The following is a 12,960-nucleotide window of genomic DNA, read 5'->3' on the forward strand; positions in this document are numbered from 1 at the left end:
TGGATGTGCCCGGAACATCCGACTCCGCAGTAGTTGTCGAAGCAGGGGCGCTACGCGCGTAGATCGGCCCCTTTTCCAAGGAGTACGCCATCGACGCGTCCAGCAGCCCTCCGCTCGCCGCACAGTCACCGTCCCCGTCGCAGTCGCCCGTGTCGGTCGAACTCGCGGGGATCACCAAGCGCTTCCCCGGTGTCGTCGCCAACCACGACATCCACCTGTCCGTCCGCAAGGGCACCGTGCACGCCCTCGTCGGCGAGAACGGGGCAGGCAAGTCCACCCTGATGAAGATCCTCTACGGCATGCAGAAGCCGGACGAGGGCACCATCGCGGTCGACGGCGACCAGGTCACCTTCGCCAGCCCCGCCGACGCCATCGCGCGCGGCATCGGCATGGTCCACCAGCACTTCATGCTGGCCGACTACCTCACCGTCCTGGAGAACGTCGTCCTCGGCAGCGAGAAGCTGTACGGGATCGGCGGCGGCGCCCGCGACAAGATCAAGGAGATCTCCGAGCGCTACGGCCTCGGGGTCCGCCCGGACGCCCTCGTCGAGGACCTCGGTGTCGCCGACCGCCAGCGCGTGGAGATCCTCAAGGTCCTCTACCGCGGCGCCCGCATCCTGATCCTCGACGAGCCCACCGCCGTCCTCGTGCCGCAGGAGGTCGACGCGCTCTTCGACAACCTCCGCGAGCTGAAGGCCGAGGGCCTGTCCGTCATCTTCATCTCCCACAAGCTGGGCGAGGTCCTGTCGGTCGCCGACGAGATCACCGTCATCCGCCGCGGCACCACGGTCGGCACGGCCGTCCCCGCCGAGACCACCTCCCGGCAGCTCGCCGAGATGATGGTCGGCAGCGAACTGCCCACCCCCGAGACCGCCGAGTCGACGGTCACCGACAAGCCCGTCATCCAGGTCGAGGGCCTCACCGTGTACGCCGCGGGCGGCGCCTCGCTCGGCGAGACCGGCACCGTCGGAGACACCCCGGCCGCCGGATCCCTCGCGGGTGACGCGGCCGGCGGCGACGCCAAGCGCGTCCTGGACGACGTCACCTTCACCATCCACGCCGGTGAGGTCATGGGCATCGCCGGGGTCGAGGGCAACGGCCAGACCGAACTGGTCGACGCCCTGATCGGCCTCAAGAACGCCGACTCGGGCACCATCCGCTTCATCGGCGAGGAGATGACCTCCTGGCCCACCCGCAAGCGCCGCGAACAGGGCGTCGGCTACATCCCCGAGGACCGCCACCGGCACGGCCTGCTCCTCGAAGCCCCGCTGTGGGAGAACCGCATCCTGGGCCACGTCACCGAGAAGCCCAACACGCGGGGCACACGCGGTATGTGGCTCGACATCAAGGGCGCCCAGGCCGACACCCGCCGCATCGTCGAGGAGTACGACGTCCGGACGCCCGGCATCGACGTCACGGCGGCCTCCCTGTCCGGCGGCAACCAGCAGAAGCTGATCGTCGGCCGCGAGATGAGCCACAAGCCGCGCTTCCTGATCGCCGCCCACCCCACCCGCGGTGTGGACGTCGGCGCGCAGGCCGCGATCTGGGACCAGATCCGCGAGGCCCGCCGTGAGGGCCTGGCGGTGCTGCTGATCTCCGCCGACCTGGACGAGCTGATCGGCCTCTCCGACACCCTCCGGGTGATCTACAACGGCCGGCTCGTCGCGGACGCCGACCCGGCGACCGTCACTCCGGAGGAGCTGGGTTCGGCCATGACGGGCGCCGCCTCCGGTCACCTGGAGCACGTGGAGCAGGCAGCGAGCGAAGAGCACCCAGCGCAGGCAGTGGAAGCCCCGGAGGACGAGGCCCGATGAAGAAGTTCGACAAGGAGCGAGTGCTCCTCGCGGTGGCCGGACCGGTCATCGCGCTCGTGGCGGCCGTGGTGCTGACCTCGTTCGTGCTGCTCGCCTCGGGCAAGAGCCCGATCGAGCCGTACACCCTGATGTTCGAGCAGGCCGGTTTCGCCGATGTCCAGGTCCTGATCATCAATCAGGCCGGCGTCTACTACCTCGCCGCCCTCGCGGTCGCCGTCGGCTTCCGCATGAACCTCTTCAACATCGGCGTCGACGGCCAGTACCGCCTCGCCGCCATGATGACCGCGGTCGTCGGCGCGCACGTCTCGCTGCCCGCCGCCCTGCAGATCCCGTTCCTGATGCTGATCGCCGTGCTCACCGGCGCCTTCTGGGCCGGCATCGCGGGTGTCCTCAAGGTGACCCGCGGAGTGAGCGAGGTCGTCGCGACGATCATGCTCAACGCCATCGCCACCAGCCTCATCGGCTACCTCACCCTCACCGAGGTCTGGGGCCAGCCGCTCGGCAACAACCAGACCACCGGCGTGATGAAGGAGTCCGGCTGGTTCCCCGGCTTCGACATGGGCGACGCGGGCGAGATCTACGGCTTCACCCTGATCGCCGTACTCGCCGGTGTCCTGTACTGGCTGGTCCTCAACCGCACCCGCTTCGGCTTCGACCTGCGCGCCACCGGCGCCTCCGAGACCGCTGCCGCCGCCTCCGGCGTGGACGCCAAGCGCATGGTCCTCACCGCGATGCTGATCTCCGGCGGCATGGCCGGCCTCGCGGGCCTGCCGATCCTCCTCGGCGACGCCCACACCTACAGCCTGTCCTTCCCGACGGGCCTCGGCTTCACCGGCATCACCATCGCGCTGCTCGGCCGCAACAACCCGGTCGGCATCGCCTTCGCCGCCCTGCTGGTCGCCTTCCTCGACAAGGCCTCGCCCGCCCTCGACTACGCGACCCCGGTGGCGTACGACAAGGAGATCGCGGTGATCATGCAGGGTCTCATCGTGATCGCGGTCGTCGTCTCCTACGAGGCCGTACGCGTCTGGGGCCTGCGCCGCCAGCAGCGCCGCGTCGGCGCCGAACTGGCCGCCGCCGCAGCCGCCAACGACAACTCCAAGAAGGAGGTGGCTGCCCGATGAGCACCGCAACCGTCGCCAAGCCGCAGGCGCCGAAGCCCGCCCGGGGCCGCCGCCGTATCTCGCTCCCGGTCCTGCTCCTGCTCGTCGCGGGCCTGCTGGTCCTCGTCTCCGTCGTCCGCCTCGTCACCGACGCGAACGGCATCACCTCCACCGGCCAGATGTCCACCGCCCTGCGCCTGGCCGTACCGATCGGCCTCGCCGGACTCGGCGGACTGTGGGCCGAGCGCGCGGGCGTCGTCAACATCGGCCTCGAAGGCATGATGATCCTCGGCACCTGGTTCGGTGCCTGGGCCGGCTTCCAGTGGGGCCCGTGGACCGGTGTCGCCTTCGGCATCATCGGCGGCGCCCTCGGCGGCCTGCTGCACGCGGTCGTCACCGTCACCTTCAACGTCAACCACATCGTCTCCGGTGTGGCCATCAACATCCTGGCCCTCGGCGCCACCCGCTATCTGTCGACCTTCGCCTTCGAGGGCGAGGAGGGCGGTACGTCGAAGCAGTCGCCGCCCGTCGACTCGCTCGGCACCTTCGACATCCCAGGCCTTTCGGACTGGCTGCAGACCCTGAACGGCAAACACTGGTTCCTGGTCTCCGACCTCGCCGGTCTCGTCGGCGGCCTCTTCACCGACCTCTCGCCGCTCACCGTGATCGCCGTCCTGCTCGTCCCGGTCACCTGGTGGGTGCTGTGGCGCACCTCCTTCGGGCTGCGCCTGCGCTCCTGCGGCGAGAACCCGGTGGCCGCCGAGTCGCTCGGTGTCAACGTCTACAAGTACAAGTACCTCGCCGTCGTCATCTCCGGCGGCTTCGCCGGACTCGGCGGCGCGTTCCTCTCCCTGGTCGCCTCCAACATCTACCTGGAGGGCCAGACCGGCGGGCGCGGCTACATCGGCCTCGCCGCGATGATCTTCGGCAACTGGATGCCGGGCGGACTCGCGCTGGGCGCCGGCCTGTTCGGCTACACCGACAGCCTCAAGCTCCGCGGCGGCGGCACCAACGTCCACGCGCTGCTCCTCCTGCTGGCCCTGCTCCTGATCATCGGCGCGGCCTACTTCGTCTGGAAGAAGCGGTACGTGCACGCGGCGGTCACCACGCTCATCGGCGTCCTGGTCTTCCTCTGGTACACCACGACCAACGAGGTCCCGAACCAGGTCGTCACCGCCACCCCGTACGTCGTCACGCTCCTCGTCCTCGCGCTCTCCGCGCAGCGCCTGCGGATGCCGAAGGCGGACGGCATGCCGTACCGGCGAGGGCAGGGCAAGTGACGACGGCCGAGACCGCGTCCACGCCCGTCGACTGGGAAGCCCTGCGGGAGGTGGCGCGCGAGGCGATGTCCCGCGCGTACGCCCCCTACTCGGGCTACCCGGTCGGAGTCGCGGCCCTGGTCGACGACGGCCGGGTGATCTCCGGATGCAACGTGGAGAACGCCTCCTACGGACTCGGCCTCTGCGCCGAATGCGGCCTGGTCTCGCAGCTCCAGAACACCGGGGGAGGCCGGCTCACGCACTTCACGTGCGTGGACGGCCACGGCGAGATCCTCGTCCCGTGCGGCCGCTGCCGCCAGCTCCTGTACGAGTTCGGCGGCCCCGACCTCGTCCTGGAGACCCCGGACGGTCTCCTCCCGCTCTCCGAGATGCTCCCGCAGGCCTTCGGCCCGGACCACCTCACCAGGTAATTCACGGGCGGCCCCGGTGGACTCCGGGGCCGCCGCACTGCCTGCACCACCGCACTACCGAAGGGAAGCCATGACCGCGTTGTCGATGGACGCCATCTCCGTGATCCGCACCAAGCGGGACCGCGGCGAGCTGAGCGACGGACAGATCGACTGGGTCATCGACGCGTACACGCGCGGTGAGGTCGCCGACTACCAGATGGCCGCCCTCAACATGGCGATCCTGCTCAACGGCATGAACCGCCGGGAGATCGCCACCTGGACCGCCGCGATGATCGCCTCCGGCGAACGCATGGACTTCTCGTCCCTGTCCCGCCCGACGGCCGACAAGCACTCCACGGGCGGCGTCGGCGACAAGATCACGCTCCCGCTCGCCCCGCTCGTGGCGGCCTGCGGCGCGGCCGTCCCGCAGCTGTCGGGCCGGGGCCTCGGCCACACCGGCGGCACCCTGGACAAGCTGGAGTCGATCCCGGGCTGGCGCGCCGCGCTCTCGAACGACGAGATGCTCTCCGTCCTGGACTCGGTCGGCGCGGTGATCTGCGCGGCGGGCGACGGCCTGGCCCCGGCGGACAAGAAGCTCTACGCCCTGCGCGACGTGACCGGCACGGTCGAGGCGATCCCGCTGATCGCCTCCTCGATCATGTCGAAGAAGATCGCGGAGGGTACGGGCTCACTCGTCCTGGACGTGAAGGTCGGCACCGGTGCCTTCATGAAGACGATCGAGGACGCCCGCGAACTGGCCTCCACGATGGTCGGCCTCGGCACGGACCACGGCGTACGGACCGTCGCGCTCCTCACCGACATGTCCACCCCGCTCGGCCTGACCTCGGGCAACGCCCTTGAGGTCCGCGAGTCGGTCGAGGTCCTGGCCGGCGGCGGCCCGTCCGACGTCGTGGAACTCACCCTCGCCCTGGCCCGCGAGATGCTCGACGCGGCGGGGATCAAGGACGCCGACCCGGCGAAGGCGCTGGCCGACGGCTCGGCGATGGACGCGTGGCGCCGCATGATCGCGGCCCAGGGCGGCGCCCCGGACGCCCCGCTCCCCACGTCCCGCGAACAGCACGTCGTCAAGGCCTCGGCCTCGGGCGTCCTGACCCGCCTCGACGCGTACGACGTCGGCGTCGCCGCCTGGCGCCTGGGCGCGGGCCGCGCCCGCAAGGAGGACCCGGTGCAGGCCGCCGCGGGCGTCGAACTCCACGCCAAGCCCGGCGACACGGTGACGGAGGGCCAACCACTCCTCACCCTCCACACGGACACCCCGGAACGCTTCGCCTACGCCCTGGAAGCAGTGACGGACGCATACGACGTGGCACCCCCCGCCACGCTGTTCACCCCGACACCGGTGGTGCGGGAACGTATCGCCTGAGGCGGGTGAAGCGGATCGCGGAACGGGACCGGCGGGCGACCACCGGTCCCGTTCCGCGATCCCGGGGCGACGGTCCGAGGGACATCACCCCAGCAGCGCCGCGATCACCACCAGCACCGGTACCGCCAGCATCGTCGACAGCAGGATCGACTCGCGGGCCAGGACCTCGCCCACGCGGTAGCGCGAGGCGTAGGTGAAGAGGTTCTGGGCGGCCGGCAGGGCCGAGGTGACGACCACGTCCAGCAGCGGCTCGCCCCGCAGGCCGAAGACCCCCGCCGCCAGGCCCCAGGCCACCAGGGGCTGGCCCACGGACTTGAGGGCCACGGAGAGCAGTACGGGCGCCCGATCCGCGCCGCGGCCCGGCATCGTGCTGCCGCACAGGGAGATGCCGAAGGCGAGCAGTACGGCCGGTACGGACATGTTGCCGATCAGGGTCAGCGGGTCCATGACGGGCCCCGGCACGGTCAGCCCCGTCGCCGAGACCGCCACCCCGGCCAGTGAGCCGATCCCGACGGGGTTGCGCAGGGGAGCGGTGACCTGCCGCCAGAGCGGCTGCTTCTCGCCCGCGCCCGACAGATCGAGGATCGTCAGCGCGACCGGCGTCATCACGATCTGCTGGAACAGCAGGACCGGCGCGACGAGCGAGGCGTCCCCGAGGACGTACACGGCGATCGGGATACCGAGATTGCCCGCGTTGACGTAACTGGAGCAGAGCGCGCCGATCGTCGTACGGCCCACGCCCCAGCGGCGTACGGCACCGACCGCGACGAAGACCCCGGCCACCGCGAACGTGCTGACCGCCGTCACCAGCAGCCGGTTCGACAGGATCACCGACAGGTCGGCCCGCGCGAGGGTGGTGAAGAGCAGTGCGGGCGTGGCGACGTGGAACGCGAGCTTGGTCAGCACCTCCCGCCCGTTGTCACCGAGGTACCCCCGACGCCCGATCAGATACCCGACCGCGATGACGACGGCGATGACGGCGAACCCGTTCAGCACCCCCTGCACGGCACCTCCCGCGGGCCCGGTGATTCATGGGTCATACACCCAACCCTAGGGCCGGGGGGAGCCCCCACCGGCTGTGGGGCCCGTCCTTCAGGGGCGCGGGGAACGGCGCGGGTCACCCCCACCGGCCGTCAGCCGACGATCGACCGGCCTTTCAGGGGCGCGGGGAACTGCGCGAGCAACCCCCACCGACCCGCACCCGACAACAGCCCAGCCGACCGCAGGTCGCAACGCTCAAGCGATGAGTTCCGCGCCCCGTCACGGTCTACCGCACGTGGACGCCACGACACCCCCCGTACTCGTACTGCCCGGCCCCGTCACCAAGGACGACGTGCCGAGGCTCTGCGAAGCCGTGCGCACACGGCTGCAGGACACCACGGTCCGCGTCGTCGTCTGCGACGTCGGAGACCTGGGCCCACCAGGCCTGACGACCGTCGACGCCCTGGCAAGGATGCAGCTCGCGGCCCGCCGCGCCGGAGGCCGCCTCAGACTCCGCGCCCCCGACCCCGCCCTACGGGCGCTGCTCGCCCTCGTCGCCCTGCCCTTCGAGGTGGAGCGGCAGCCCGAACAGCGGGAACCACCGCTGCGTGTCGAGGAAGCAGTGGAATCCCGTGATCCGCCCCTCTGAGATCTCCAGGACCTGTACGGCCCACGCCGTACGGCCACCCGTCTCGGGGTCCGGCTTGTACTGGGCGAAGCCCGGCAGTCCGTTCACCGCGACCGGGACCAGATGGGAGTCCGCGCAGGCGGCGCCGAGCGTCGTCATGAAGCCCGTGATGTCCGAGGGACCGGTCAGCCACAGGTCGAACGGCGGCATCGTCATCACGGCGTCCTCGTGCAGGAGGGCCGTCAGCGCCGCCATGTCGTACCCCTCGAAGGCGGCCACATAGCGGTCGAGCAGTTTCTGCTGCTCCTCGTCGAGCGGATCGGAGGTGACGGCCCGCGCCGCCGCGCTCCCGTCGCCGCTCTCCGAGAGCGTCGCCCGCGCCCGCTGCAGCGCGCTGTTCACGGAGGCGACCGTCGTGCCGAGCAGCTCGGCCACCTCGCTCGCCTTCCACGCCAGCACCTCACGCAGGATGAGCACGGCCCGCTGCTTGGGCGGCAGTTGCTGCAGGGCGGCCATGAAGGCGAGGCGCACCGACTCCTTGGCGACGGCGGCCTCGGCCGGGTCGGCGACCGTCGGCAGCACGCGCGCGTCCGGCATCGGCTCCAGCCAGGTGTTGTCCGCGCGCGGCGTCAGGGCGGCCTGCGCGAGAGGCGTCGAGTCCGTCAGATCCATGGGCCGGGCCCGTTTGTTGCCGGCGGTCAGCATGTCCAGGCAGACGTTCGTCGCGATCCGGTACAGCCACGAACGCATCGAGGAACGGCCCTCGAACTTGTCGTAGCTGCGCCAGGCGCGCACCAACGTGTCCTGGACCGCGTCCTCGGCCTCGAAGGACGAGCCGAGCATCCGGTAGCAGTACCCCGTCAGCTCGACCCGGTGCTTCTCCAGCCGGACATCGAGGTCTTCCACCGTCGCCGTACCGTCGCTCATAGCCAACCCACCCCTGTGGCCTTGTCCGCCGTGCGAGCGTCGCCCCATTGCGACACCGGCACTCCGGAAGCTACCGCAGCCCACTGACAATGGCCCTCCGAGACGGAAAAGGTGCAGGTCAGGACGGTTGCTGTCCTGGCCTGCACCCACATGTGCGCCGGTTGCCCCCGGTGAGTCCCGGGTCTGTCAGTGCTGCACCGCCACCAGCCGCCGCTGGGTCCGGGCCGCGTGCGACCCGAGCACCGTGATGCCGACGACCCCGACGACCGCCAGCAGGCCGAGCGAGACCGTCCCGGCCCAGCCGCCGGAATGGTAGGCGACCGCGCCGAGCGTGCCGCCCGCGCTGGAGCCCAGGTAGTACGCGGACTGGTACAGCGCCGAGGCCTGGGCGCGGCCCTCCTTCGCCGTGTGGCTGACGGAGGAGGACGCCACCGCGTGTCCGGCGAAGAATCCGGCCGTGATCAGCACGAGACCGAGCAGCACGAGCGGTATCGAGTCGGCCAGCGACACCAGCAGACCCGCCGTCGTCGTGGCGCCCGCGAGGTACAGCGCGCCGCGCCTGCCGAGCCGGCCCACCAGCTTTCCGGCGGTCGACGCCGAGACCGTACCGACCAGGTAGACCAGGAAGATCGAGCCGATGAGGCCCTGCGGGAGGGAGAACGGGGCGTCGGTGAGGCGGTAGCCGATCACCGTGTAGACGGCGCCGAACACCGTCATGAACAGCGCGCCGATCGCGTACAGCCTGCGCAGCAGCGGGTTCGCGAGGTGGTCGCGGACCGTGCGGACCAGCGCCGCGGGGTGCAGCGATCCCGCCGTGAAGTGCCGGGGTGCCGGGAGCAGCAGCCGGAAGGCGACCGCGCAGCCCACCGCGATCACGCCGATCGTGCCGACGGCGACCCGCCAGCCCCATTCCTGCGCGACCCAGCCGGTGATGACCCGGCCGCTCATCCCGCCGACGCTGTTGCCCGCGACGAACAGGCCGATGGCGGTGATCAGCGCCTTCGGCCGTACCTCCTCCGCCAGGTACGCCGTCGCCGAGGCGGGCAGTCCGGCCAGTGCCGCGCCCTGGACGGCCCGCAGTGCGACCAGCCAGCCGACCGAGGGGGCGAAGGGCACGAGCAGTCCGACGGTCACCGCGACCGCGAGGGACGCCGTCATCAACGTACGCCGTCCGAATCGCTCGGAGAGCGCGCTCAGCGGCAGGACGAACAGGGCCAGTGCGCCGGTCGCCGCCGACACCGTCCAGCTCGCGGTGCTCGCCGTGACCCCGAAGTCGTGCGAGATCAGGGGGAGGAGGGCCTGGGTGGAGTAGAGGAGCGCGAAGGTCGCGACCCCGGCGAGGAAGAGGGCGAAGCTCATCCGGCGGTAGCCGGGTCCGCCCGGGGTCAGCCGGGTGTCGACGGGGACCACTTCGGTGGGGGCGACGGTTTCGGTGCGAGCGGCGGCGGAGGGGGCGACCACGCTGGTGGACGCCCCGGTACTGGCGGAAGGCATGTTTCGAACCTAAAGTCCTCCCCGTCATCCGTCCAATGCACGGAATCGTCATAATCGTTCCCGTGATGCATCAACAGAGGTCAGAGGGACGCCTGTCACCGTCCGGTGACACAGAAGACATCGTCGCCGTGCTCGCCCCGCGCCTGGCGTACTTCGCCGGGGTCGCCCGCACCGAGCATGTGACGCGGGCCGCGCAGGAGATGCAGGTCCCGCAGTCGACGCTGTCCCGGGCGATGGTCCGCCTCGAACAGGACCTGGGGGTGGACCTCTTCGCCCGCCGGGGCCGCACGGTCTCCCTCACCCCGGCCGGCCGCACGTTCCTCGGTTCCGTGGAGCGGGCGCTCGCGGAGATCGAGCGGGCCGCCGACGAGGTACGGGCCGACGCCGACCCCGCCACCGGCAAGGTCGCCTTCGGCTTTCTGCACACCATGGGCTCCGAGACGGTCCCGGCGCTGATCCGGGCCTTCCGCGTCGACCACCCCCGCGTCCGCTTCAGCCTGGTCCAGAACTACGGCGAGGCGATGATCGAGCGTCTGCGCTCCGGCGAACTCGACCTCTGCCTCACGTCCCCCGTCCCGGACGCCCCCGATCTGGTGGGCCGCCGCCTGGACGAGCAGAAGCTCCGTCTGGTGGTTCCGGCCGACCACCGCCTGGCCTCCCGCCGCCGTATCCGCCTCGCGGAGGCCGCCGAGGAGGCCTTCGTGACCCTGGAACCCGGCTACGGCCTGCGGCGCATCACCGACGACCTGTGCCGGCAGGCGGGCTTCCGCCCCCGGATCGCCTTCGAGGGCGAGGAGGCGGAGACCCTGCGCGGCCTGGTGGCGGCGGGCCTGGGAGTGGCCCTCCTGCCCCCGCCGGCCGTCCCCCGCCCGGGGGTGGTGGAACTGACGGTCACGGCCCCCCGGGCGGCCCGGGAGATCGGGGTCGCCTGGCTGGACGGCCACCCGGACACCCCGCCGGTGGCGGCCTTCAAGAAGTTCCTGCTGTCGAGAAGGGGCAACCTGCTCCCGGAGTGAGCGGGCCGGTTTCGTTCCGTCCCGGTGGCCGGGACCGGTCGTTACCTCGTCCCGGCCGGTCCGTTGGACGGATCATGAATACCTCACGCATGACCAGGACACTGGGCGCTCTGATCGCCACCGCCCTGCTGGCACTCTTCGTGCCCGCCACCACCGCCCACGCCGCCGAGTGCGGGGTCCGCTCCGACGGCCGTCTGTACTGCGGCAACACCGTGGGCGCGAAGGGCTACGCGGACCGCTCCTACCGCTCGGCCACCCGCGGCACGCTCAACACCGGGTTCAACTGGTTCGTGTGCTGGGGCCACGGCGATCCGCACCAGGGCCAGAACGACATCTGGTACTGGACCCAGCTCGACAACGGCTCCTGGGGCAACGTCCCCGCCGTCTCGCTGAAGACCGGCCAGGACCCGGCGAGCGGCCTGCGCCAGTGCTGAGGCCGTAGTCCGCTCCGGCTGCCGCACGACCGCGGTCGTGCGGCAGCCCTCACCCGGGGAAGCGCGGGCCGTCGTGGCGGTTCTGCTCGCGCCAGGCGCGGGGCGAGATTCCGTAGGCCCGTTTGAACACCTTGCTGAAGTGGGTCGCGTCCACGAAGCCCCACCGTCGTCCTGTCGCCGCGACCGTCCGCAGCCGAGCGTTCGGCCCGGCCAGCTCCCGCCGGCATTCGGCCAGGCGGCGTGCGCGGATCCAGTCCCCGAGGCTGATGCCCGACCGGGACAGCACGGCGTAGAGGTGACGTACGGAGATTCCGTGCGCGGCGGCGATCCGTGCCGCCGACAGATCGGGGTCCGCCAGGTGCGCCCGGATCCAGTGGGTGATCCGCAGGCTCAGTGTCGCCTCCAGCGGCTCCCTGGCACGTCCGGAGTCACCGTACTGGGACGTCAGGACGGCACGGAGGAGTTCGATGCTCGGTTCCACGACGGCCTCCGCGTGCACGCCCAACTGCAGTTCGTCGTCGGCGGCCAGTTGGGAGAAGTAGGTGGAGGCGAGGCGCGCGACGGAATTGCCGGGTCCCAGAGTGATCGCGCTGACGTCCCGTAACAGCCGCTCGGGAAGCGCGAGCGCGGCGCGGGGGAGACGGAAGAAGTGGTGGTCGACTCCCTCGTCGAAGAGAAGCGTGTAGGGAGCGACCGATTCGTACACGGCGAAGTCCCCCGGCCCCAGCAGGCATTCGCGGCCGTTCTGCACCACCAGGCTGGTGCCCGACATCTGCAGGCCGAGGAAGACGAGCGGTTCCTCGTCCTCCCGGGCCAGTTGCTCGGTCCGGCGGACGGTGACCGAGGTCGCCCGCGCCGAACAGATCCTGAGCGGCCCGAAGCTGCCGAGCCCTATACGGACGGAGATGTCCTCCGCCGGGACGGGATGGTCGATGTCGACCGCCACCACGGACTCCCACACCGCGTGCCGGACCACTTCCTCCCGGTCCCGCGGCGGCATGAGCGCGGTGTCCAGAACAGGGCTCATGCGGCGAGCCGTCGTCTGTATCGGTCGTGAAGCAGGCCGGACGACACCTCGGACGGTTCCCCCACAAGACACCCCTCCGCACGGCCGGTTCCCGACGTCATTTTGACAGGATTCGTCATTTTCCCGCAACGCCTCCGGCGGCCGTACCCGCAGGTCCGCCGTCTTCCAGGGTTCAGGACGAGGCCGTCGTTCCTGCCGGAAGACGGGGGAGCGGCAACGCCACCGGCACCCGGCAGATCGACCGGGACGCCTGCCCGGACGCGTGCCTCTGCATCCCGCACAACACCGTGGCGCACCCCGCCGGCCAGGGCGGGTCCTAGGGCCTGTCTGACAATTTCCGTCTGCCGGGCGACGACGGGAACTGTCAGACAGGCCCTAGGCCCTGTCGTCAAATTCCCGCCTGCCGGCCGACGCCTGGCACGCCCTCTCGCCGCACCGGGAGTTTTAAAAAGTACGTCCAGTATTAGTGATTCAGAACTTTAT

12 protein-coding genes are annotated in these 12,960 nt (G+C 70.8%); 8 read left to right on the top strand and 4 right to left on the bottom strand.

The features are described from left to right. Positions 1–149 precede the first annotated feature (149 nt). The 5 genes from ACFVH5_RS16030 (at position 150) to ACFVH5_RS16050 (ending at position 5,970) form a co-directional block, all read left to right on the top strand. The gene (locus ACFVH5_RS16030; RefSeq protein ID WP_385834285.1) at positions 150–1,814 is read left to right on the top strand and encodes an ABC transporter ATP-binding protein; all 1,665 of its coding nucleotides are present in this window, start codon (positions 150–152) and stop codon (positions 1,812–1,814) included. After that, the gene (locus ACFVH5_RS16035) at positions 1,811–2,938 is read left to right on the top strand and encodes an ABC transporter permease (RefSeq protein WP_384800163.1); all 1,128 of its coding nucleotides are present in this window, start codon (positions 1,811–1,813) and stop codon (positions 2,936–2,938) included. The genes ACFVH5_RS16030 and ACFVH5_RS16035 overlap by 4 nt, the downstream gene beginning before the upstream one ends. Continuing rightward, positions 2,935–4,197, top strand: a complete 1,263-nt coding sequence (locus tag ACFVH5_RS16040) for an ABC transporter permease (protein ID WP_384800160.1) — start codon at positions 2,935–2,937, stop codon at positions 4,195–4,197. Before ACFVH5_RS16035 ends, ACFVH5_RS16040 begins: the two co-directional genes overlap by 4 nt. Beyond that, positions 4,194–4,607 carry a cytidine deaminase gene (locus ACFVH5_RS16045; RefSeq protein ID WP_384800157.1) on the top strand — a complete coding sequence of 138 codons (414 nt, stop codon included), beginning with the start codon at positions 4,194–4,196 and terminating at the stop codon, positions 4,605–4,607. The genes ACFVH5_RS16040 and ACFVH5_RS16045 overlap by 4 nt, the downstream gene beginning before the upstream one ends. A gap of 85 nt (positions 4,608–4,692) precedes the next feature. Continuing rightward, positions 4,693–5,970, top strand: coding sequence for a thymidine phosphorylase (locus tag ACFVH5_RS16050; RefSeq protein WP_385834297.1), 1,278 nt, complete (start codon positions 4,693–4,695; stop codon positions 5,968–5,970). An 84-nt stretch (positions 5,971–6,054) separates the two neighbouring features. Here the strand turns inward: ACFVH5_RS16050 and ACFVH5_RS16055 are convergent, their stop codons facing one another. Then, positions 6,055–6,975, bottom strand: a complete 921-nt coding sequence (locus ACFVH5_RS16055; RefSeq protein WP_385834286.1) for an AEC family transporter — start codon at positions 6,973–6,975, stop codon at positions 6,055–6,057. Between the two features lie 238 nt (positions 6,976–7,213). Here ACFVH5_RS16055 and ACFVH5_RS16060 point away from each other — a divergent pair, with 238 nt between their 5' ends. Then, positions 7,214–7,600: an STAS domain-containing protein gene (locus ACFVH5_RS16060; RefSeq protein ID WP_385834287.1), complete on the top strand. Its 387-nt coding sequence runs from the start codon at positions 7,214–7,216 to the stop codon at positions 7,598–7,600. Here the strand turns inward: ACFVH5_RS16060 and ACFVH5_RS16065 are convergent. Together ACFVH5_RS16065 and ACFVH5_RS16070 are read right to left on the bottom strand one after the other, a co-directional pair. Beyond that, positions 7,484–8,506: a sigma-70 family RNA polymerase sigma factor gene (locus ACFVH5_RS16065; protein ID WP_385834288.1), complete on the bottom strand. Its 1,023-nt coding sequence runs from the start codon at positions 8,504–8,506 to the stop codon at positions 7,484–7,486. The two genes, ACFVH5_RS16060 and ACFVH5_RS16065, sit on opposite strands and share 117 nt — an antisense overlap. A 186-nt stretch (positions 8,507–8,692) precedes the next feature. Next, positions 8,693–10,000: an MFS transporter gene (locus ACFVH5_RS16070; RefSeq protein WP_385834290.1), complete on the bottom strand. Its 1,308-nt coding sequence runs from the start codon at positions 9,998–10,000 to the stop codon at positions 8,693–8,695. A 62-nt stretch (positions 10,001–10,062) separates the two neighbouring features. Here ACFVH5_RS16070 and ACFVH5_RS16075 point away from each other — a divergent pair, with 62 nt between their 5' ends. Both ACFVH5_RS16075 and ACFVH5_RS16080 read left to right on the top strand, forming a co-directional pair. Further along, on the top strand, positions 10,063–11,016 hold the full coding sequence (locus ACFVH5_RS16075) for a LysR family transcriptional regulator (RefSeq protein WP_384800142.1): 954 nt from the start codon (positions 10,063–10,065) through the stop codon (positions 11,014–11,016). 89 nt (positions 11,017–11,105) lie between these two features. Continuing rightward, a complete protein-coding gene (locus ACFVH5_RS16080) occupies positions 11,106–11,450 on the top strand; it encodes a hypothetical protein (protein ID WP_385834291.1) in 345 nt (114 codons plus the stop codon). A 49-nt stretch (positions 11,451–11,499) separates the two neighbouring features. Here the strand turns inward: ACFVH5_RS16080 and ACFVH5_RS16085 are convergent, their stop codons facing one another. Next, a complete protein-coding gene (locus ACFVH5_RS16085; protein ID WP_385834292.1) occupies positions 11,500–12,477 on the bottom strand; it encodes a helix-turn-helix domain-containing protein in 978 nt (325 codons plus the stop codon). Positions 12,478–12,960: the final 483 nt, after the last annotated feature.

This window comes from Streptomyces sp. NPDC127119, assembly GCF_042677425.1.
Classification (GTDB): Bacteria; Actinomycetota; Actinomycetes; order Streptomycetales; family Streptomycetaceae; genus Streptomyces.